19 protein-coding genes and 1 tRNA gene are annotated in these 21,784 nt (G+C 56.4%); 14 read left to right on the forward strand and 6 right to left on the reverse strand.

Annotation, left to right across the window (positions count from 1 at the left end):
• The 6 genes from ED661_RS04285 to ED661_RS04315 form a co-directional block, all read left to right on the forward strand.
• Positions 1-456 (forward strand): integrase core domain-containing protein (locus ED661_RS04285; RefSeq protein WP_162930031.1); only part of this gene is annotated, 456 nt, incomplete at its 5' end.
• A gap of 36 nt (positions 457-492) precedes the next feature.
• Positions 493-735 carry a hypothetical protein gene (locus tag ED661_RS04290; protein ID WP_162930032.1) on the forward strand — a complete coding sequence of 81 codons (243 nt, stop codon included), beginning with the start codon at positions 493-495 and terminating at the stop codon, positions 733-735.
• A gap of 712 nt (positions 736-1,447) precedes the next feature.
• The gene (locus ED661_RS04300; RefSeq protein WP_162930033.1) at positions 1,448-2,581 is read left to right on the forward strand and encodes a hypothetical protein; all 1,134 of its coding nucleotides are present in this window, start codon (positions 1,448-1,450) and stop codon (positions 2,579-2,581) included.
• Positions 2,578-3,711 (forward strand): hypothetical protein, encoded by a 1,134-nt coding sequence (locus tag ED661_RS04305; RefSeq protein ID WP_162930034.1) that lies wholly within the window; start codon positions 2,578-2,580, stop codon positions 3,709-3,711. The genes ED661_RS04300 and ED661_RS04305 overlap by 4 nt, the downstream gene beginning before the upstream one ends.
• 42 nt (positions 3,712-3,753) lie before the next feature.
• On the forward strand, positions 3,754-4,125 hold the full coding sequence (locus ED661_RS04310; RefSeq protein ID WP_122072726.1) for a hypothetical protein: 372 nt from the start codon (positions 3,754-3,756) through the stop codon (positions 4,123-4,125).
• 20 nt (positions 4,126-4,145) lie between these two features.
• Positions 4,146-4,703 carry a hypothetical protein gene (locus tag ED661_RS04315; protein ID WP_162930035.1) on the forward strand — a complete coding sequence of 186 codons (558 nt, stop codon included), beginning with the start codon at positions 4,146-4,148 and terminating at the stop codon, positions 4,701-4,703.
• A 185-nt stretch (positions 4,704-4,888) separates the two neighbouring features.
• On the opposite strand, the gene ED661_RS04320 is transcribed toward ED661_RS04315, so the two are convergent.
• Together ED661_RS04320 and ED661_RS04325 are read right to left on the reverse strand one after the other, a co-directional pair.
• Positions 4,889-6,253, reverse strand: coding sequence for an integrase (locus ED661_RS04320; protein WP_122072728.1), 1,365 nt, complete (start codon positions 6,251-6,253; stop codon positions 4,889-4,891).
• A 94-nt stretch (positions 6,254-6,347) separates the two neighbouring features.
• Positions 6,348-6,423 (reverse strand) — tRNA-Thr (locus ED661_RS04325).
• A 489-nt stretch (positions 6,424-6,912) separates the two neighbouring features.
• On the opposite strand from ED661_RS04325, the gene ED661_RS04335 reads away from it, so the two are divergent.
• Entirely contained in the window at positions 6,913-7,788 is an 876-nt protein-coding gene (locus ED661_RS04335) for a hypothetical protein (protein ID WP_122072730.1), read from the forward strand.
• A gap of 37 nt (positions 7,789-7,825) precedes the next feature.
• On the opposite strand, the gene ED661_RS04340 is transcribed toward ED661_RS04335, so the two are convergent.
• Positions 7,826-8,251 carry a hypothetical protein gene (locus ED661_RS04340; protein ID WP_122072773.1) on the reverse strand — a complete coding sequence of 142 codons (426 nt, stop codon included), beginning with the start codon at positions 8,249-8,251 and terminating at the stop codon, positions 7,826-7,828.
• A gap of 151 nt (positions 8,252-8,402) precedes the next feature.
• Here ED661_RS04340 and ED661_RS04345 point away from each other — a divergent pair, with 151 nt between their 5' ends.
• The gene (locus ED661_RS04345; RefSeq protein ID WP_122072731.1) at positions 8,403-9,392 is read left to right on the forward strand and encodes a hypothetical protein; all 990 of its coding nucleotides are present in this window, start codon (positions 8,403-8,405) and stop codon (positions 9,390-9,392) included.
• A 187-nt stretch (positions 9,393-9,579) separates the two neighbouring features.
• Complete coding sequence (locus ED661_RS04350; RefSeq protein ID WP_122072774.1) at positions 9,580-10,872, forward strand: O-acetylhomoserine aminocarboxypropyltransferase/cysteine synthase family protein; 1,293 nt, start codon at positions 9,580-9,582, stop codon at positions 10,870-10,872.
• A gap of 78 nt (positions 10,873-10,950) precedes the next feature.
• Here the strand turns inward: ED661_RS04350 and ED661_RS04355 are convergent, their stop codons facing one another.
• Entirely contained in the window at positions 10,951-11,670 is a 720-nt protein-coding gene (locus ED661_RS04355; protein WP_122072732.1) for an SIMPL domain-containing protein, read from the reverse strand.
• Positions 11,671-11,843: 173 nt separating this feature from the next.
• Between ED661_RS04355 and ED661_RS04360 the strand changes: the two genes are divergently transcribed.
• Positions 11,844-14,471, forward strand: coding sequence for a hypothetical protein (locus tag ED661_RS04360; protein ID WP_122072733.1), 2,628 nt, complete (start codon positions 11,844-11,846; stop codon positions 14,469-14,471).
• 236 nt (positions 14,472-14,707) lie between these two features.
• On the opposite strand, the gene hppD is transcribed toward ED661_RS04360, so the two are convergent.
• Complete coding sequence (gene hppD, locus ED661_RS04365; protein ID WP_122072734.1) at positions 14,708-15,808, reverse strand: 4-hydroxyphenylpyruvate dioxygenase; 1,101 nt, start codon at positions 15,806-15,808, stop codon at positions 14,708-14,710.
• A gap of 158 nt (positions 15,809-15,966) precedes the next feature.
• Between hppD and ED661_RS04370 the strand changes: the two genes are divergently transcribed.
• The 3 genes from ED661_RS04370 (at position 15,967) to ED661_RS04380 (ending at position 19,782) form a co-directional block, all read left to right on the forward strand.
• Positions 15,967-16,422 (forward strand): Lrp/AsnC family transcriptional regulator, encoded by a 456-nt coding sequence (locus ED661_RS04370; protein WP_122072735.1) that lies wholly within the window; start codon positions 15,967-15,969, stop codon positions 16,420-16,422.
• Positions 16,423-16,484: 62 nt separating this feature from the next.
• Positions 16,485-17,705 carry a PAS domain-containing protein gene (locus tag ED661_RS04375; protein WP_122072736.1) on the forward strand — a complete coding sequence of 407 codons (1,221 nt, stop codon included), beginning with the start codon at positions 16,485-16,487 and terminating at the stop codon, positions 17,703-17,705.
• Between the two features lie 199 nt (positions 17,706-17,904).
• The gene (locus ED661_RS04380) at positions 17,905-19,782 is read left to right on the forward strand and encodes a monovalent cation:proton antiporter-2 (CPA2) family protein (protein ID WP_122072737.1); all 1,878 of its coding nucleotides are present in this window, start codon (positions 17,905-17,907) and stop codon (positions 19,780-19,782) included.
• A gap of 68 nt (positions 19,783-19,850) precedes the next feature.
• Here the strand turns inward: ED661_RS04380 and cobT are convergent, their stop codons facing one another.
• On the reverse strand, positions 19,851-20,867 hold the full coding sequence (cobT, locus tag ED661_RS04385; protein WP_122072738.1) for a nicotinate-nucleotide--dimethylbenzimidazole phosphoribosyltransferase: 1,017 nt from the start codon (positions 20,865-20,867) through the stop codon (positions 19,851-19,853).
• Positions 20,868-20,967: 100 nt separating this feature from the next.
• On the opposite strand from cobT, the gene cobS reads away from it, so the two are divergent.
• Positions 20,968-21,726 (forward strand): adenosylcobinamide-GDP ribazoletransferase, encoded by a 759-nt coding sequence (cobS, locus tag ED661_RS04390; protein ID WP_122072739.1) that lies wholly within the window; start codon positions 20,968-20,970, stop codon positions 21,724-21,726.
• Positions 21,727-21,784: the final 58 nt, after the last annotated feature.

Consider the following 21,784-nt stretch of genomic DNA (forward strand, 5'->3'; position numbering starts at 1 on the left):
GATGATGGCAGGGCTTTCAGGACATTGAACATTCTGGACGAACACAGCCGGGAATGTCTTGCGATCCGGGTGAAGCGGAAGCTGAACGCGAACGAAGTCATTGATGCTCTGACGGATCTGTTCATTCTGCGAGGCGTGCCCTCTTACATCCGATCAGATAATGGCCCTGAGTTCATTGCTGAGGCCGTCAGAGGCTGGATCAAGGCTGTCGGGGCCAAGGCCGCATACATCGAGCCTGGATCGCCATGGGAGAACGGATACTGCGAAAGCTTCAATGGGCGAATGAGGGATGAATTGCTGAACGGTGAAATCTTCTATTCGTTACGAGAGGCCCAGATCATTATCGAAAGCTGGAGAAAACACTACAACACCAAACGACCCCACAGTGCTCTGGGCTACCGCCCACCTGCGCCAGAGACCATCGTCCCGATGGACCAAAGGCCAACCATGCACTAACTTTCAATTTGGACCACTCAAGTGGGGCTGCTCAGAATGCGTGACAAATTCATGCACCAGTATCCAAGCTACTATCCTCAATCTGCCGCAGGTCCGCAGGAGGCTTACTGCTATCCCGAAGAAGCTTTGGGGGATTTTCGCAAATGGATGCGTGATGTATATCGCAAAGACAAGCTCTCAACATACCTCACAGGTAAAGTGAAATCTGGAAGTATCGCAGCAACAAAGGCCACTGCGATTGTTGACGCCTACAAAACACCTTCACTACCCTCCAATTAATCGAAGCGGCCCACCCCTCAGAAATAGAGAGGTGGGCATCAACCGCATTCTTGTACGAGATACTGCCCCTCAGTCACCTTCAAAAATGACTTGTCGGCACCCCCTGAGAGCCCCAATTAGTGCTTCTAAAAGTTGCTCTAGCGGATACCAGTCACCATATGACTCATCCCGCCCAGAGCTGAACGCATGACCTTCGATTGCTTTGACCTTCTCGGGAAACACCTCTACCTGCCTCATTTGCTCTTTCATGTTGTGACGCGGGGAGTAGGCAACGTGCTTTGGGTTGCCTGTATGCTCTCTAATCCGGCGATTGAGAACCTGTGAGAGGCGATCCTGGCCGCCTGCCACTGCATAACGAGGGAAGGCAGGCCAAGCCCCCCCTTGCTCTCCACAAGCTCTCTTGCAGCCTCAAGCGCAGGGCCGACCAAGGGGATCTTTCTCTCTGACCATGTGCTTTTGAGGGTGTTATCGGCCCTTGGCTGAATACTGACATGAGGCGCGAAGCCTGTCATTGATAAGGCATGCAGCAAAACTTGGGGGCTGGAGGGGGGAATGTGGAGGGAACTGCCGCTCGCTGTTCTTGCGCCAATGACTGCCTTGGCTTTTCACTAGTAGCAAGAACAGCGATCAACAGCAGAACTTCCATTGAACCACACGGTAAGAGGTTGCAACACTTGGAAGAGTAAGGTCTTCTGGCCGGGCATATATTAACTTGATGTTTTCCGTGGTTGGTCAAATGAAATTTTGTTTCGCTCTTATTTTCTTATTTTCGTTCATTTCTGCCATCGCAACAGCTGAAGAAATGACCTTCAAAATTGTGAGCGATGGCGGAAATCGCTACGACTGCTGCTGGGTTGTAGCCAGCGGCGAGATCACGGCGAATACACCTGCAGATTTCGCGGCCTTTGTACGAGAGGAAGGTCCCAAAGGTGGCCCGGTTAGAATCGTGGGGTCTGGTAGTGATATTCCCGCAGCGATGGAACTCGGGACGCTTATCCGGAACGGGAATTTTTCAACGATTGTTGGATCATCCGTCAACTATTCCGGCCCTTGGTATGAAGAGCTTGATGAGGGGGAGTGCACTGCCGGGTGCGCTATTGCCTTCTTCGGCGGCAATCAACGACTTGTTCCCGTTGGTACTGAGCTCAAGTTAACCCAGTTTCAAGCAGATCTGGCCTCGGCAGGTACTGCGGGTCAGACCCTTTCAGGTGACGAAGCTATTAAGTCTCGGATCGAAAACCAGATTCGAACAGGTGAAGTGGTCAACTACCTTGTCAAAATGGGGATCGATCTTCGAGCATACACCGTAGCAGCATCAGTGAATCCGATAACAGAATCTTCAGGTCGATCACTACCCCGAGATTTACTCTTGGAGTATAGTATTGACAATGCATCGGACCAGCCAAGTGATTGGTTCGCTGAGCCTTTAGGTAACTGGTTCCGTGCAAGAACAGAAACTGCAGTAAGTGGTCGGGCCATCACCCTTAATTGCTCTCGGCGTTATGGCCATATCCTTGGTTTTGAGGCGGGCCAACAGACCATTCTGAACATCCAAGGCGCTATTCAGGGTAAATCTGGAATTATCGAATTTTCTGCCGATGGTTCTCAGTTTAAGGCCCAAACTATTGGGTTTGACTTTTCTAATGGTGAGCTAGCTAGAGTCGAGTTTTCGATTGGAGCGCGAGCGGCGCAGTCAATAATCGCGGCTGAAGCTTTTTTCTTCTCTGGGGTTGATGGAGGGGTAATGCGAACAGAGTTCGATGCCCTCGCTATCAGTTTTGCCATTCAAGGCCTACAGCAGGAAAACCACCTTCCCTCACGTCTTCTGGAGTTATGTTTCGAATGATTAAAGTTGCGTATCTGGCTATTTGCCTTTCTTGGCTAAGTTCACATTGTTTGGCAGAAGAAACCATGCAGTTTGAGCATGGAAGCTACGGTGGAAACTGTCTCGGCTGTCAGTTCATCTCAGCCCAAGGGCGCATTACCGATGATACACCGGACAAATTTCGAACATTTATGAAAACCAACAGTGATGGCTTTGGGGTTGTATTGAACTCAGAAGGCGGATCTCTCGCGGGAGGGCTGGAATTGGGGAGGTTGTTTCGCGAATATGGTCTCGGTACGTCGATTGGTCGTGTCGTGCATGGATCCTCTCATTGGGATGAGGTCTTCAACGATGGAGGGTGCGTGTCTGCCTGCGCGTATGCCTTCCTTGGTGGTATTAACCGGTCGATCCAAGAGGGGAATTCTATAGGTTTTCACCAGTTTCACGATCCGGACTTTCTTCAGAGTGCGGCTCTGGTGGCAGGCAATCAAAGTTATTTTATGAACGCAATGGATCAATATACATCAGGGGTGATCGTCGAGTATTTAGTTGAGATGGGGATTGACCCGAGACTATATCAACTCGCATCGAAAGTTGGTCCAGCTGACCCGATTCGATTCATTGGACAAGATGAACAAGTTGAATTTGGGATCGCAGGTGGTTCCGATAGTTTAGGCGAATGGTCAATCTTAGCTTTTGGGGACGGCGTGCTGGCAGAAGCTGAAACTTCTATTTCAGAACGTCGGGTTCGCCTGTACTGCAGCAATGACGGAAATTTTTACCTAACTTACATTTTGCCCCCCAGAGGTAGTTCTGTTTCTCCTGTGTTTAGCTATGGGGACGCTGAATCGTATAAAAGCGATTATTCTGAGTTCTCTGGGTTTAGGTTTGATGTGATGGTCGATAGCCTCCTTGTACAAACTAGGGTGGCCGTAGTCGCCGGTATCCAATCGACTGGTGAAACGCTTATCGCACTTAAACTCAATCGAAGTCAGGCAGAAGCTGTTGCAAGGGCTTCAAGGGTTGTATTTTCGAATGATAGACTACGGATACCTGAAGTGCGTCTCACATCTTACTATCCACCTGTGTTCTTGTCGCAAATACTCGGTGAGCCCTCGTTCCCACTCAACACCTTCCAGCTTTGCATTTAGCATCTGTCGAGGTAGCGTTTAAAAGCTGAAAATGGAGTTGACATGAACAGTTTTGTTACAAGCATAGGTTTCGGACTACTCGCGACGGCCGTTTGCGCAGACGATACATTTTGGGTCATCCCTGAAGCGCAAGCACAGTGCATCCTCGAAAACCGTGATCAGTACCTAGCCCAACCTGGAGACCTGATTTTGATCCTAGTTGAACAGTGCCCAAACGTTGACATGTTCGCGGGAGCACTGGACGGTCAGGAGAGTTTTGGTGGGATAGGTGACATTAAAACGGGCACAAATACCGTCTCTTTTGACAAGATGATCAGCTACACGCCCGATCAGCTTAAATGTCTAGCTTCCGAAATGATCGTGTTTGGCGGAGAATTCACGCGTTTTCCAAAGTTCGTCGAATGCGAAGGTTAAATCGAAGCCGTCGGGCGAAAGTGATCATCAAATCAACGCACTCTGAAGGGAACCGGCTCACTTCCCTCGAGCGATGGGATGCACTTGTTGAAATATTGGCCAATCTCACGATCATTGGTGCCTTGGCCCTTGCTGTCTGGACCTATCAATCTGACCAGCTGCAAAATCGTCAAGTCGCTTCCTATGACATGCTTGCCCGTTTCAATTCAGGTGAACTGCTTTCGGCTCAGTCAAATATTCGCCGCACGATAAATCGACTGCCTTTGAGTCAACTTAGAGGTGTTGTGATTCCGCGAAAGACTATGGAAACGATGCTGACACAGCTTGTTAGCCAAGAATCTCAAAAAGAAGACTTTAATCAGGATGCCATCTTACTCACGGGGTTTTATGACCAAGTTCAGGTCTGCATCCAAATCGGTGCTTGCGACGAGGGCGTCATAAGGGCGCATCTCGGTGAAACAGCCCGGCGTCATGCATGCATCCTAATGCCCTATGTAAGGAGGCTACGCTCCGATTTCCTGATTGATGGGCTCGGGGACGGCCATGCAGTCCTCGCGGAGTACGAAGAACGATGCTGAGTGTTTGTCTGCCTCACAGCTCTTTCTGCTGTCAGCCAAATTGAGATGGATACGAGCGACAAATAGTGCTGATAACCTTGCGCCGTGCAACTTAGGTCAATCTGGGTTCAAAGTGGGACATTATTAACTTGCCCACCCAAAGGGGAGCTAGCGCGACCCACGGCCTCCCAATATGCGCATGCATATTAAACGCAACTTCTTCGTCGGTAATTCTTAAAGGCCTTCTCAAGCGCCTCTTGAAGTTGCTCTAAGGGGTATCCGCCGCCATATGACCCATCCTGCCCAGCGCTGAAGGCATGACCCTCGAGAGCTTTGGCTTTCTCAGGAAACACTTCTGCCGACCTCATCCGGTCTTTCATATTGTGACGCAAGGAGTAGGCAACGTGCTTTGGGTTGTCTGTATACCCTCTAATCCGGCGATTGAGAGCCTGTGAGAGGCGATCTTGACCACCTGTCACTGCATAGCGCGGGAAGGCACACTCAGCTCCCTCCTTGCCTTTCACCAGCTCTCCGGCAACCTCTAGCGCTGGGCCCAATAAGGGGATCTTTCTCTCTGACCATGTGCTTTTGAGGGTGTTATCGGCCCTTGGCTGAATAACGATATGAGGCACAGGGGCAGAAAGCACTATCTCAGAGACCCGCAGCATCCTGACTTCGCTAGGTCGCGCTCCAGTGTAATCCAAGAGAGTCCATATATGCAGCAGATCTTTGTGGGGTTGTAGGTCCTCGTAAACCCTATCAATAACCAGCTGATCCAGTGGAAGACGCTGATCTCGTCTACCCTCCTTAGGCGTTTCAAGCTTCATCCCCTTGAAAGGGTTGACCTCTCCAGCGCCCTCCATCTCACTGACTGCCCAGCTAAACACCGCTCCGATGTCATTGCGCTCTCGCCTGACTGTGGCGGGAGCTACTTGCTTGAGGCGCATGTCACGCCATCTGCGTGCATCTGATCTTTTGACCTCCTGTAGAAGCATATCTCCTCCAAGGATAAAGATCAGGTTCTTCTCAGACCGGGCAAACCGCTGCCGTTGCTTCTTGTGTTGCTCAGGTATCTTGAGGGCATTTTCAACCAGATAGGCCGCAAAGGCATCCGTCACGGTCACCTGAGGGGTTTCTTTCGAGACACCTCCAAGGAGAGCACTAGCCAGCAGACCGTCTTCCTCTGGCACTCCTACATATTCGCCTGATGCCGGGTCTTGGTATTTGTCCACCAATTGAGCAGCAGCCTCACCGCGCCATGTACGCTCATTGTCATCTCGCCCAGCGCTGTGCGGATCAGCATCCCAGCTTTCCAGCAATACTGCCAGCTTCTTTGACTGCTCCATAGGGGAGAGGCCTGTGACGCCAAACTTGGCCAAGCTCACGAGATGTTCAATTCTCTCATGTTCAGCGCCGTAGCGCATGACTGCTTCGCTTTGGGTCTTGCCCAGCACCTTTAGGAACTCGCGCTTCTTGACCAGCTTCTCGAGAGACTTGGGGACTCTGCGCCGATACTCGAAACTACCTGTTCTGTCATTCTTCCTGAGGTATTTCACAGTCACATTCCGCATAGCCTAAACCCACATTGTGTAGCTAAGCGTGTAGTTGGAACGGATGCAATAGGGGTACTTACCCTTATACATCAACAACTTACTGTGAGAAAAATGGTGCCCCCACACGGACTCGAACCGCGGACCTACTGATTACAAATCAGTTGCTCTACCAGCTGAGCTATAGGGGCACTTTTACTACTGCGACCTAGGTGCGCCGTCTTTATGGTGCCTCGCAGTTGCTGCGTCCTTCTACACCAAACTATTCTGTTTGCAAGACCCCATTGGAAGAAATTTCATTCCACTGCTTTCTTCCCCCCTGCCCATTTGGCCGTTACCCTTCCCCTGCCCAGCAAAGCCAAACAACATCAGTGGCTTGAGCGCCAAGATCACCCAGCCTGCAGAGCGGGAAAAAGAGCTGTGCGGTTGAGGCATTTTCGGTAATCAGAGGTATTTTGCCTATCTTCTGCAATCGCAACCGCCCTTGGTATCGCCTCATGAATGAGCCAGTATTGGGGCGGGGCGTTAAGGATGGTAAATGCTGTGGTATCACCTCTCTTCTTAAAAGCTGCGTCACTGGGAGCCCCCCCCTAGATCCGCGCTGATCGCTGACCGTTTGACCTGCCTAGCCCGGCGGAGTAAGCCTGAGGTAACGCAGGTGACAGGAGATATGCGACCCGATGCAGGTCATTTTTCATTGCGGCGCACATGGAACCGAAGAGGACCGTCTGCTGAAGACTTTGCTGCGCAACAAGGACCGCTTCCACCAGCACGGAACCGTTGTGCCGGGCCCAGGCAAGTATCGCTATCTGCTCAAAGATTGCATTGCAGCCCTCCAGGAGGGGCAAGTCACCGCTGAAGCCCGCGATGTTCTTTGGGATGCGATCCTGGAAGAAGAACAGGCCGACAGGGTCATTCTATCCAATGCCAATTTCTTTGGCTCGCCACGCCAATCCATCGAAGGCAGCCAGTTCTACCCAGAAGCAGAGGCCCGGCTGCTGTCCTTGCAGCAGTTGTTCGCCCAGGATCAGTTGGAGCTGTTTATAGGAGTGCGAAATCCGGCAACCATGCTGCCCGGCCTGCTCGAAAACGCGCATCCGGATCGAAAGGCCCAGGTGCTGAGCGAGCTTGATCCCTATAACCTACGCTGGTCAGACCTATTGAACCGGCTACGGCAGGCGGCTCCTGAAGTGCCAATCAACGTCTGGTGCTTTGAAGATATGCCTCTCATCTGGGCACAGATTATCCGTGACATGTCCGGACTGGAGATGAACCAGCGCCTGGATGGCGGCATGGATTTGCTCTCGGCTATCATGAGCCGCGAAGGCATGCGGCGGCTGCGCCAATATCTGGCGCAACACCCGGAGATGTCAGAAATGCATCGGCGGCGTGTCTTTGCCGCCTTTCTGGACAAATATGTCCGCGAAGACGAGTTGGAAGAAGAGGTCGACCTGCCAGGCTGGAACGACGCCATCGTCGAGACTGTCACATCTTTCTACGAAGAAGATATGGAGACAGTGCAGCGTATTCCCGGCGTAACGATGATCGCGCCTTAGCCCAGCCTTTCTGCCTCAAAGGGGCCGCCTGCCCGGTCTAGGGCGAAATTGGCTGGCCTAACCGGTTGACCTTGAGCGTTTCCATCGTGCGATCGTCATAAAAAACATCGATGGTAATCTGCTGGATAGAGCCCAGCGGAAAGACGCCATAGGGCAAACCATCCTCTGACAGGATGGCATTGGGGGCCGCCTGATCCTCGTGGCAGGGGGGCATGGGCCAGATCACCGGTTCCGCCCCATTGACACCAATGCGCATGCCGTCCAGCCCACAACGCCAGGACCACAGATGGGTCACATAAAGCAGGTCCTGCCCCTCATATTCGCGCACCGAAACCCAATTCGCCCGTGTGGCGGCCAAAATGGGTTTGACCTCTGCGGCCGTGGTAAAGGGCGCGGCCTGCGCCCCGCTCGGCAACAGACCCAGTGCCAACCCCAGGACGGATAGTGTTCTCAACATGATCATTACCTCGCTAAAACTGATACAAACAAGTCGCGCCCCATGGACCAGCACCGCAATCTGCGCGGATTGTCTTTTGCCTCGGGGTGGTTTCGAATATAGATCCTAAGATACCCAAGCCCCAACCGCTCGCAAGAGGCGGAAGACAGGAAAAGCAATGGCGCAGCAGTCTTTCAACGTCGTGATCATCGGCCAGGCAGGCCGCCTGCAATATGAATCCCTGCTGTTTGCCGCCTCTCTGCGCCACAGCTCACCTGGGTTTTCCGGACGGTTGTTTGTCGCGGTGCCGCAGCCAGGGCCGCTCTGGCAAAAAGACCCAAGCATTCACAATGCAGGCGTCTTGGAGGCCTTTGCCCGCCTGGGCGTCGAAATCCTGCCCTTTGAAAGCAAGATCTTTGGCGAAAAATACCCCTATGGCAATAAAATCGAGGCGCTACAGGCCCTGCCCGAAGGCGAGCCCTTTGTGTTTTTTGACAGCGACACGCTGATCACCGGCGAACTGGCATCGGTGCCCTTTGATTTCAACCGCCCCTCTGCCTCGTTGCGGCGCGAAGGCACCTGGCCCAAACCAACACTTTATGGACCCGGCTATACCGAAATCTGGCGCTCCCTTTACGAGCGCTTTGGGCTCGATATGGACTCCACCCTGGACCTGGAGCAGCCGGATGAGTTCTGGAAACGCTACCTCTATTTTAATGCCGGTTTTTTCTACGGCGCCTGCCCGCGCGCCTTTGGCAAACGCTTTGCGGTCTATGCCCAGTCCATTCAAAAAGACCCTCCCATCGAACTGGTCGGGCAATCTCTGGATCCCTGGCTCGATCAGGTTGCCCTGCCCCTGGTCATCCACTCCTTTGGCGGCGGGCGTGATACCATGCCCCAGGGCTATCTGGATGGCGAGGTCAGCTGTCACTATCGGCTGTTCCCATTGCTTTATGCCCGCGAGAGCGATGCGGTGATTGCGCTGTTGGAAGAGGTTGCCGCGCCAAACTGGCTCAAAAAAGTGCTGAAGACCTATGAGCCAATCAAGCGTCTTGTCTATCAGAACCGCGGCGCGCGGGTGCGGGCGTTGTTTGATCAGAACCACCTGCCCCGGCGCGAGCAGGCCATTCGCAACAAGATCAAATCCGAAGGTCTGTGGATCCGCTAGAGATCTTCCCGCTCCTCATTCAGGCTTGGTTTTGACCTGAGCAGGCCTGAGCGGCCTGATATCGGGAATGTTTTCCCGCGCTGCTCCCATTACTGGCTCAATTGTTCCGATTTACCACGCCTGCGTTGTACCCACGGGCAAGCTGTCCTACACATTTGCCAACAAAACTGATGAGGGAGAAAACCAAATGAGTGACGCACCTGCCTACGGCTTTGACACATTGCAGATCCACGCCGGCGCCAAGCCTGATCCGGCAACTGGCGCGCGCCAGACGCCGATCTATCAGACAACCGGCTATGTGTTCCGCGATGCAGACCATGCCGCTGCCCTGTTCAACCTGCAGGAAGTTGGCTTTATCTACTCCCGCCTGACCAACCCCACCGTTGCCGTGCTGCAAGAACGCCTGGCAACGCTGGAAGGCGGCGTTGGCGCGGTTTGCTGCTCCTCTGGTCACGCGGCCCAGATCATGGCGCTGTTCCCGCTGATGCAGCCCGGCTGCAATGTGGTTGCCTCGACCCGGCTTTATGGCGGCACCGTCACCCAGTTCAGCCAGACCATCAAACGCTTTGGCTGGTCGGCCACATTTGTCGATACCGATGACCTAGAAGCGGTGGCCGCGGCCATCGATGAAAACACCCGCGCAGTATTCTGCGAATCCATCGCCAACCCCGGCGGCTATGTCACCGATATCCGCGCCCTGGCCGATGTGGCCGATGCGGCAGGTGTGCCGCTGATCGTCGACAACACCACCGCCACGCCCTATCTGTGCAACCCGATTGCCCAGGGCGCCACTCTGGTTGTGCACTCCACCACCAAATACCTCACCGGCAATGGTACCGTCACGGGCGGCGCGGTGATCGACAGCGGCAAATTTGACTGGTCCGCCAGCGACAAATTCCCCTCGCTGTCAGCGCCCGAGCCCGCCTATCACGGCCTCAAATTCCACGAGACCTTTGGCGGCCTCGCCTTTACTTTCCACGGCATCGCCATCGGGCTGCGCGACCTCGGCATGACGATGAACCCGCAGGCAGCGCATTACACCCTGATGGGGGTTGAGACCCTCAGCTTGCGGATGCAGCGCCACTGTGAAAACGCAATGACTGTCGCCAGCTGGCTGGAACAGGACGACCGCGTCGATTACGTGACCTACGCCGGTTTGGAGAGCTCTCCCTATTATGACCGCGCGCAGGCGAACTACCCCAAGGGCGCTGGTGGCTTGTTCACATTTGCAGTGAAAGGCGGCTATGACGCCTGCATCAAACTGGTGGATTCCCTGGAGATCTTTAGCCATGTGGCCAACCTCGGCGACACCCGCTCGCTGATCATCCACTCGGCCTCCACCACCCACCGCCAACTGTCCCCAGAGCAGCAGGAAGCCGCAGGTGCGGGCGCCAATGTGGTGCGCATCTCCATCGGTCTCGAAGACGCAGCCGATCTGATCCGCGACATGGATCAGGCCCTGACCAAGGCCTGCAGCTGAACCTGACAGCACATTCCTAAACCAACAAAAAGGCCGGGCAATTGCCCGGCCTTTGCATATCAAATTCAGGCAAAAGACCTATTCCCCGTCAGGCACCACCAGATCGAACATCACCTGCACATTATGAGAAAAGCTCAGCTCACCCGCCTCAACCGGCATGGGGGAGCTGCGCGACATTTCCATCGCCATCATCGGATGCCCACCGCCCTGATGCTGATCGGTAATGCTGCGTACCGGCCCCAGGGTGACGCCTGCAGCCTGTGCAAGAATTTCCGCCTTATGGCGCGCATCGGCAATAGCGCTGGTCCGCATCTGGTCCTGCAGGGCCGCGTGATCCGCCACATCGAAACGCAGCCCCTGGAACTGGTTGGCCCCGGCGCGCAGCACCCGGTCGAGCACCTCGCCCAGCTGATCAAGGTCCCGCACCCGCAGGTTTAGGGTATTGGAGGCCGAAAACCCGGTGATCCGGCGCTGCCCTGAGCCACTGTAAGACCCGCCATTGGACCAGACCGGATGGAGCGAGATCTGCTGGGTCTGCAGATCCTTTGCCGCGATCCCCACGGCACGCAGCTCCTGCACCACAGCAGACATATCCTCAGAGACCAGCGCCATGGCTTCGCCGGCCTCTTTGGCCTCTTTGCTGACCCCCAGCGTGATCACTGCCAGATCCGGGGCGACCTCTACACGGCCTTCTCCGCTGACCTGGATCTGGCGATCTATCATTGGCTCTGCCCTGAGGGGTGCGCCGAATGTCAGGGCCATTGCCAGGGCGGTTACCAAAACTGTCTTTGTTTTCATTGCTAAGGCTCCTTTGCTCTGTGCATAGATGGGGATGGCAGATCGCCGCTGACAAGGGGAAAGCGCGCTCTTTTCCTTTCACTCGGCGAAGTCCTGCTTTATGGTCTGCTCTGACGGCCTGATAGGACTCCTCGCGGTCCGGGCACTACAGATTTGGATGGTTTGACCGCATTATGAAACCGGGGTTTGCTCTTTCTCTTTCCGCAGAGGGTATTGTTCTGCTGCATCGCGCCGCCGGAGGCTGGCGCAATGTCGGTACTGTGGCGCTGGACAGCGCTGATCTGGCTGGCGATCTGGCGGCCCTAAAGGCCAAGGGGGACGCCCTGGAACCCAGTGGCCTGTGCAAGCTGATCATCCCCAATGATCAGATCCGCTACCTGACCATAGAAACCGGCATTTCCGATCTGGAAAGCCGCCATCGCCTGGCCCGAGCCGCACTTGAGGGGGCTACCCCCTACGCGGTTTCCGATCTGGCCTTTGATCTCTCCGAAGACGGCAGCCAAACCCATATCGCCGCCGTCGCCCATGAAACCCTGGCCGAGGCCGAAAGCTTTGCACTTGAAAACGGCTTCACCCCGGCCTCCTTTGTAGCGACCCCAGGCGAGACCGGCTTTCTGGGAGAGCCCTTTTTTGGGCCGACCTCCTCGCTTGGTGACGCAGAGATTACGCCAGATGGAATCGCCGTGGTGGACATCGGTCCCGCCCCAGTGCCCGTGGCTGAACCCACCCCCCCAGCGGCGGCAGACGCCACGCCCATTGCCCCGACCAAAACGCCGAGCGCCCAGAGCGACACGGCCCAGCCTGCCCAGTCCCTGCCCAAGGCACCTGCCGATTTGGAGCCAGGCAGCGACCAGCCTGCTCAGGATGATAGCACTGCCGAGGACAACGGGCCGATCGCCGGGTTTAGCAGCCGTCGCCGCAAGGCACCAACTGCGGCACCGACCTCACAAAAGGCATCTGCGCCCGGCCCTGCAACCGCAGGATCCGCAAAGGCCAGCCCGCCACAAGTCAGCGCAGCGCCTTTTGCTGTTTCAAGCGATCCAGCCCCAGGCGCCGCCAAGCCGGTGCCGTCGCCTGCTGCAAAGACAAAAGCTGCAGCACCTGTGGCAAAACCGGTTGGGAGTGCAACACCTGCTGAGATCGGCGCAGCAAAACCCACGAGCGCTGGCGCGCTCGGGGCCTCTGGCACCAAATCCCCCGCCAGTCCGAAATCAGCTGGGCCAAGTTCCGGGAGCACTGCAAACGTGCCTCCTGCCCCAGTCTCCCCCCCGGTCTCAGCGCCAGCTTCCTCACCTGCCTCAGCCCGCCCCAAAGGTCCGGCCCCCAGCGGTGCGGCGGTGCAGGCTGCAGATAGTCTCAACGCAGGACTTGAGGACAGATTAGCCAGCGCCAAAGGCAAGCCTCGTTTTCTGGGGTTGATCCTGACGGCCGTCCTGTTGCTGGTCATGGCCGCAATCGCGGCTTTTGCCCTGTTTACTGAAGGCGGGGTCTTTTTCTCCTCCGAACGCCCACCGCTGCAGGAAACCCTAGACGACCCGCTGGTGGAGCCCACTGAACAAACAACTGAAGGCACCGAAGATACGCCTGTCAATTTGGATCAACCATCAGCGACCCCGTCGGATCCAACCACCGTGGTGGAAGTCCCGCTTGCGGAAGTGGAAACCGAGCCTGACAGTATCGCACCACAGGTAAGTGCCTTGCCCGGGCAGCCTGACCCCGGCGTTGTTGAGCTGAGCAATCTCGCCCAGCCCAGCGAAACAGACCAGCCTGATACAGACAGTCAATTGGATGCAAGCACGGGCCAGCCCGTGCTTGATGCGTTAGAAGGCAGCGCTCCAGAGCAGGACCCGGCTGAGGCTCTGAGCGAGGCGGCGCTTTATGCCGCAACAGGCATCTGGCAACAGGTTCCTCAAATTGCCGAGGCCCCTGCCCTGGTCTCACTGGACGACATTTACATCGCTTCAATCGACAACAGCGATCTGTCCCAGGATGCCGTCGCTTTGCCAGGCTCCCCCCAGCTGAACAGCGACCCCGCACCAGATGCGCTCAGCTCGCCGGCCGCCGCGGGCAGCGATTTTGAGCTTGACCATCGTGGCCTGGTAACCGCCACCCCAGAGGGCACATTGAACCCTGATGGGGTTATGGTCTACCTCGGACGGCCCAGCATTACCCCGCCGCCAACCCCGGCACGTGCGACGCCTGAAGATGCTGCTGACGAAGCCGAAAACGCCCGCCTGGCCAGCCTGTCGCGCAAACGCCCACGCCCACGCCCCTCCGATCTGCTGGAACAGGCCGAACGCGCGCTACTGGGCGGGCTGAGCCGCGCTGAACTCGCCCGCGTCCGCCCCCGTGCCCGCCCCGCCAGCCTGAAGACCGAAGAACAGGAAAGCCAACCCGTCAGCAACCTGGCAATTGCCACCTCGACCACGCCACGGGCGCGGCCTGCCAATTTTGCCAATCTGGTGGATCGCGCCACTCGCCAACGCGCCACAGCCCCAGCAAGTGCTGCTGCGGTTGCCAGTGTCCCAACGCCCTCTGTCACCCCCAGTATCCCCAGCTCTGCCTCGGTGGCGCGTCAGGCCACCGTCAAAAATGCCATCAACCTACGCCGCATCAACCTCATCGGCGTGTCCGGCAAGCCCTCAAACCGGCAGGCCCTGGTTCTGATGCCCAGTGGCCGCACCCGTCAGGTCAGGATTGGCGATCGACTGGATGGCGGAACCGTGGTGGCGATCAGCGATACCCAATTGCAGTATCAAAAACGCGGCACCAATACGACCTTGAAGCTGCCCGGCAATTGATGGGCATCGGACCTGCGGTGAAGCTCCGGCTTTGACCTGTGTCCGAAGCCAATACTCTGACAGCCCCGTCTGATATTGGGTGATTTCTTCGCCAAATCGGCGTGCCTAGGTTAGAGCTCTGCGCGCATCGGCAATTCCGTACAGCCCCGATGGCAGGTCCATGAACAGAAAAACCGGACCCCAAGGAGGTCCGGTTTCTTGTTTTTCATTTGCAAGATAGCGGCTTGCGCAGCAGCTTACTCAGCTGCGTCCAGCTCTCCATTGGCGATCTGTTCGCGCTCAATCGATTCAAACAGTGCTTTAAAGTTGCCTTCGCCAAAGCCATCATCGCCTTTGCGCTGGATGAACTCAAAGAAGATCGGGCCGATCACTGTCTTAGAGAAAATCTGCAACAGGATTTTGGTCTCACCGCCATCAACGACGCCTTCGCCATCAATCAAGATGCCATGTTTCTGCATCCGGTCCAGCGGCTCATCATGGCCCTGCACACGGTCGTGACTCAGCTCATAATAGGCGGCGGGAGGCGCAGGCATATAGGTGATGCCACGATCAGAAATCTCATCCGTGGCGCTATAGATATCCTCGGTGCCAACCGCGATGTGCTGGATGCCTTCGCCCTTGTATTTCTTGAGATAGGCCACGATCTGGCCAGTCTCGCCACGGTCTTCGTTGATTGGGATACGGATACGGCCACAGGGCGAGGTCAGCGCCCGGCTCAGCAGGCCAGTGAACTTGCCTTCGATGTCAAAGAAGCGGATTTCCTTGAAGTTGAACAGTTCGCCATAGAACTTGAACCACTTGTCCATATTGCCCTTGTAGACGTTATGGGTGAGGTGATCGAGGTAGTAGAAACCTACGCCACGCGGCTTTGACTGTTTGGTCCACTCAAATTCTTCGTTGTAGGGCGAGGTCTCATAATACTGATCGATAAAGTAGATCAGTGAGCCACCAATGCCCTTGATCGCGGGCACATCCATGGTTTTATCGTCGCCCTCATAGGCTTCGGCACCTTTGGAGACCGCATGGTCAAAGGCCTTTTGTGCGTCGACTACGCGCCAGCCCATTGAGGGGGCACAGGGGCCATGTTCGGCGACAAACTTATCCGCATAGCTGCCTTTCTCGGCATTCAGGATATAGGTGACATCCCCCTGCTGCCACAGCTCGACACCGGGCTTGGTCTTATGATGGCCTACTTGCTCGTAGCCCATCTTGGTGAAAAGGTCGCGTAGCTCCTGTGGTTCAGGGCTGGCGAATTCGACAAATTCAAAGCCATCGGTGCCAGCGGGGTTTTCTTCGCTGATGACGGTTTTTGGGGCGTTATGCGGGAATGGTCCCATGGTGGTTTCCTCCAATAGTCGCGTGATGCGGGCTAAATCTCTGTTCCAAATAAGAATAACGCAGATCAAATGCATATTTTGCGCGTTCTCCTGGGTCTCCCGGTTTTCATATGCGTGATTTACGCGCATATTGCTATGAAAGAGGGAAAATGCCGCACATGCTCGACTCAACTGACACCAAACTTCTGGCCGCCTTGCAAAAGAATGCGCATCTTACCGCACAGGAGTTGGGCGATCTGCTCAACCTGTCGCCCAGCCAGGCCGGGCGGCGGCGGCAGCGGCTTGAGGCAGAGGGCTATATTCAGGCTTATTGTGCCAGGCTAGACCCGGCAAAGCTGGGATTGACCGTGCAGGGGTTTGTACATGTGAACCTTGGCAGCCACGGTCCGGAACAGTCTCAGAGCTTCAGCACCCTGGTCAGCACCCGCCCTGAGATCACCTCAGCCTGGACCATGACAGGAGAGGCAGACTATTTATTGCGCGTTTATTGCAGCGATCTACAGGCGCTCAACCAACTCATCCATGAAATTTTGCTGCCACATCCAGCGGTTGCCCGCGTACAAAGCCAAATCGTAATGGCGCAGCTAAAACGTGACGCCCCATTGCCAACTTAACAATAAAGGAAGGTTTTCACTCTAGAGGTTTTGGTTGAATCTTTTTGTAGTGGAGCGCTCCATTGTCTTTTCAAGACCGTCGCATCGAAGCCCGACCCTCGACTGGTGAAGCCCCCTTCGCCCTGAATGAGGTTTTCTTTTCACGTACCGATAGCCGGGGCGTCATCCAGGCGGGGAACTATGTGTTCAAACGCGTCGCCAACTACGAGTGGGAAGAGCTGATTGGTGCGCCCCACAAAATCATCCGTCACCCGGATATGCCAAAGGGTGTCTTCCAACTGTTCTGGGACACGCTTAATGCAGGCGACAGCATTGGTGCCTATGTAAAAAACAAGGCAAAAGACGGGCTCTATTATTGGGTTTTTGCCGTTGTTGTTCCCTGTGACGGCGGCTTCCTATCTGCGCGCCTCTCTCCCAGCAGCCCGCAATTTGAAGAGATCAAAGCAATCTACTCGGAATTGCAGCAAGCCGAGACCAATGAGGACCTTTCCCCGGAAGAGAGTGCTGAAAAGCTTCTCGAGTGGATTCGCAGCAAAGGTTTTGAGAACTATCACCAATTCGCCACGCATGCCTTGAGCGAAGAATTGCTGGCGCGTGATGCCGGTCTGGATCGCCCCAAGGATCAAAAGATCACCGATCTGCGCAAAATGATGTCCAATGCCGAAGTTTTGGTGGAGGAAACGCAGGGGCTGGTGAAAGACTTTGATGCGATGCACACCATCCCGCATAATCTACGCGTCATTGCCTCACGGATTGAACCCTCGGGTGGGCCGGTTACGGTTCTGTCGCAGAATTACGGTGCCATGTCGCGTGAGATGTCAGATTGGTTTGCCGCGCATGTGATGGGGGAAAACAGCAATTTCAACACGATCAAGCTGGCCGTCACCAACAGCCTGTTTGTCGAGGGCATGACGCGCATTCTGAATGAATGTCATGAACAGCTTAATGCAGAAAAGCGCAGCTACGAAAAATTGAATATGGATGCTGAGCGCGAGGTCCTAAACGACCTGGTCACAAGCGAAATGGAACGCGCCCGCAAAGGTGTCGAGGAAGTAGATCACGAAGCCGAACGCATTATGCGGGCCTGCCAGGTCATGCATCGCCAGTTCCTGGGCCTCAGTTCCACCCGGGTTCTGTGTAAGATCGAAAGTGCACGACTGCCGGAATCTGGCGAAACCCTCTCGGATATCATCGACCAGCTCGGGGTCTTCCAGGAACGCATCTCGCGCCGCCTGGACGATATCACCAAACTCAGCAATGAGATTCGGATGATGGATCAATAGGGATTGTCAGACTGCCCATCCTTTAGGCTGATTGACGAAACAGAGGCACGGCGGCATGGGGAAACCCGGCCGCCGTTTCCCATTGAGCATCTGATCGGCCTGCCCCGGTAGGCCCGGTCAGGAGCGGAGGCAAATTGGGCCCGCTCACAATGCTGCTAAAACCGTTGCCAAGGCGCGGATCCCTTGCGATACCCATTACATGGACGCATTTCTGTATCAGGCAACAATTTATCTCGCTGCCGCTGTTATCGCCGTTCCCCTGGCATCACGCCTCGGGCTGGGTTCCGTTCTGGGCTATCTGGCTGCGGGGATCATCATTGGTCCGGTGCTCGGGTTGGTCGGGGCTGAAACCGAAGATCTTCAACACGTTGCGGAATTTGGCGTCGTCATGATGCTGTTCCTGATCGGCCTGGAGCTTGATCCACGCGCGCTTTGGGCAATGCGGCACAAGCTGATCGGGCTCGGGGGGCTGCAAGTCGCCTTAAGCACCCTGGCGCTGATGGTTGCCGGCCTGGTTGCAGGAGAGACCTGGCAGGTCAGCCTGGCGATTGGCTTGGCGTTATCACTGTCCTCAACTGCGATCGTGCTGCAGACCCTTTCAGAAAAGGGTCTGATGCAGACCGGTGGCGGGCGGGCTTCCTTCTCAGTGCTGTTGACCCAGGATATTGCTGTTATTCCCATTCTGGCTCTGCTGCCCCTGCTGGCGATGAGCGACGCGCCCTATTCCGGTGGCGCTGCCGTTCTTGACCCTGCTGAAATCGGCAGCCATGCGGCAGCCGCGCATGAAGGGCTTTCCCTGGTTGCCGGCATGCCCGGTTGGGCCGTGACCCTCACCACGCTTGGTATGATTGGCTTCATCGTCCTGGCTGGCATCTACCTTACACAGCCGCTGTTCCGCTTTATTCATGCGACCAACCTGCGGGAGATGTATACGGCGCTGGCGCTACTGATTGTGGTTGGAATTTCGTTTCTGATGACCCTTGTCGGGCTCTCCCCGGCTCTTGGGGCATTTTTGGCCGGCGTGGTCCTGGCCAATTCTGAGTTCCGCCATGAATTGGAAAGCGATCTCACCCCTTTTAAGGGGCTCTTGCTGGGATTGTTTTTTATTACCGTTGGCGCCGGTATCAACTACCGGCTGCTGCTGGCCGAGCCCGGGGATCTATTGGGGCTGGCCCTGCTGGTAATCCTCGCCAAGGGCGTAATCTTGTTCTTTGTTGGCCGCGCCTTTGGCCTGAGGCGGCGCAACCATTGGCTTTTCACCCTCAGTCTGGCCCAGGCCGGGGAATTTGGCTTTGTGCTGCTGGCCTTTTCCCGCCAACAGGGTGTGATCCCGGCACCTCTGGCCGAAAAACTGCTGCTGGTCATCGCCCTGTCGATGTTGATCACGCCGCTTTTGTTCATTGTCTACGATCTGCTCTCGCATTTCATGAGAGAGCCGGGGGTCGAACACGAACCCGATGAGATCGACGAACAGGGGCCGGTAATTATTGCCGGGATTGGCCGCTTTGGTCAGATTGTGAACCGTTTGGTCCGGGCCAGCGGCTTCAAGACGGTCCTATTGGATAACGACATCCGCGCCGTTCAGTTGATGCGCCGCTTTGGCGTCAAGAGCTTTCTCGGGGATCCGACACGGCCAGAACTGCTCAAAGCGGCCGGAATTGCCAAGGCCCACGTCCTGGTGGTGGCTCTGGATGATCCTGAAAAAACCGTCACCATGGTTGCCTATGTACGCCGCACCTATCCCGATCTGCATATCATTGCGCGGGCCCATGACCGCAATCATGTCTTTGAACTCTACAAAGCTGGGGCCGATGACATCGTGCGGGAAATGTTCGACAGCTCGCTGCGCGCCGGACGCTATGTGCTGGAAAAAATTGGCCTCAGCGAATATGAGGCGGCCCAGGCCGAACAGACCTTCTATGCGCATGACCGCCTCACGGTCCGCGAATTGGCCTCACTCTGGATACCGGGAACGCCAGCCAGCGAAAACCCGGCCTATATCGCCCGCTCCCGCGAGTTGGAAAAGGACCTGGAAACCGCCCTGCTGGAGCTGGCAGAGAAAAAGGATCAGGACTGAGGTTTTACACGCAAAAAGCCCCGAGCTGAGCTGCGGGGCTTTGTGTTACCTGTGTTCCTAGTTGCGGATCAAGCGTCCGTGACGCCTGCTTCGGCAAAGGTTGCCATGCCGCTGTGGCAGGCAATCGCCCCCTTCAGCACTTGAATAGCCAAGGCCGCACCAGAGCCCTCGCCAAGACGCAGCCCCAGCGACAAGAGCGGCTCCTTGCCAAGCTCTTTCAGCAAGGCCGGATGAGCGTTCTCGGCGCTTTGATGGCCTGCAATGGCATGATCCAAGGCACCTTCGCTGGTGCGCTGCAAGCAGGCGGCAGCGGCGCAGCAGATGAACCCATCCAGGATAACCGGAATATGCAACAGACGCGCGGCGGCAATGGCACCGGCCATGGCTGCGATCTCGCGCCCCCCAAGGCAGGCCAGCGCATCAAGACCATCCTTGATCGCGCCACCATGCAGTGTCGCACCTTCGCGCACCACACGGGTTTTGTTGGCCAGGCCCGCATCATCAACCCCGGTGCCGCGCCCGGTCCAGTCTGCAGGGTCGCCGCCACACAGTGCAAAACTCAAAGCCGCCGCAGGAGTGGTATTGCCAATCCCCATCTCGCCAACCACCAGGAGATCCGCCGCAGGGTCTACCGCCTGCCAGCCTGCCTGCAGTGCAGCCAGAAGTTCTGCTTCGCTCATCGCCGGGCCCTGGGTAAAGTCCTGCACCGGCTTGTCGAGATCCAGGGCATGCACATCCATGCGCGCGCCTGCCAGTTTGGCAAGTTGGTTGATCGCCGCACCGCCATGTTCAAAATTGACCACCATCTGCGCAGTGACTTCGGGCGGGAAGGCCGAAACCCCCTGCGCGGTGACACCGTGGTTGCCCGCAAAGACAATCACCTGCGGAGAATTGATTGCGGGACGGTCGGTGCCACGCCAGCCGCCGTACCAGATGGCCAGATCCTCCAACCGCCCCAGGGCACCCGGGGGCTTGGTCAGCTGGCCATTGCGCGCAGCAGCCGCATCGACCGAGGCTTGGTCCGCAGCGGAGGCCTGCGCCAGCTGGGAGCGGAAATCTTCAAGAGACATAGGAGTTGGCAGCATGTAAAGCCTCGTTGCATCTGAGTGGTGGACGCGCGTAAATCAGGGTGCAAACTGTTTAGCGACTCATGGCTGCTTCGCAAGTCCCTCAAGAGGCTCACACATGCGAAAAAACGACATATCTGCGGTAGATATTGCCCTGTCCCTGGTCCTGCTGACCCGCCTGCCCTTGCCCAGGCTGTCCAGTGGCAGCTTTCAGCGCCAGTCCAAGGCGATCTGGGCTTTCCCTTTGGCGGGGCTTGCAGTGACCCTGCCAGCCTGTTTGCTGGCGGTTGCGGCCTTGGCACTGGGCCTGCCACCGGGGTTGGCAGCCGGGCTGTTTCTGGTGGTGCAGGTGCTGCTGACCGGGGCCATGCACGAAGATGGGCTGGCCGATTGTGCCGATGGGTTTTGGGGGGGATTTGACCCGAGCCGTCGGTTGGAGATCATGAAGGACAGCCAGATCGGCAGCTATGGGGTTTTGGCGCTGGTCTTTGCCATTGGGCTGCGCTGGCAGGTGCTGGCACTAGTCCTGGACCATGGCCAGGTCTGGAGCCTATTGGCCCTGGCCCTGCAGAGCCGAGCGATGATGCCTGTGCTGATGTATGCGCTGCCCAATGCCCGCCAGTCCGGCCTATCGCAAAGCGTCGGCCGCCCGTCCCGGCGGGCCGTCAGCCTTGGCCTTGGCCTCGCTGTTGCACTTTCGCTCCCCCTGCTAGGGTTTGCCACTCTTGCCCTTTTTGCGATTCTTACCCTAATGACCTTTGGGCTGGGTCTATTGGCCCGTGCCAAGATCGGTGGCCAGACGGGTGATGTTCTGGGTGCATGCCAGCAGATCTGCGAGATCTCCGGATTGTTGCTGCTCGTCGCCACCTTCAGCTGAACGCAGCAAAAAGCCCGCGACCTAAGGCAGCGGGCTATTTGAATTCATGCGATCATCC

Source organism: Pseudophaeobacter sp. EL27, from assembly GCF_900313025.1.
Lineage (GTDB): Bacteria > Pseudomonadota > Alphaproteobacteria > Rhodobacterales > Rhodobacteraceae > Pseudophaeobacter.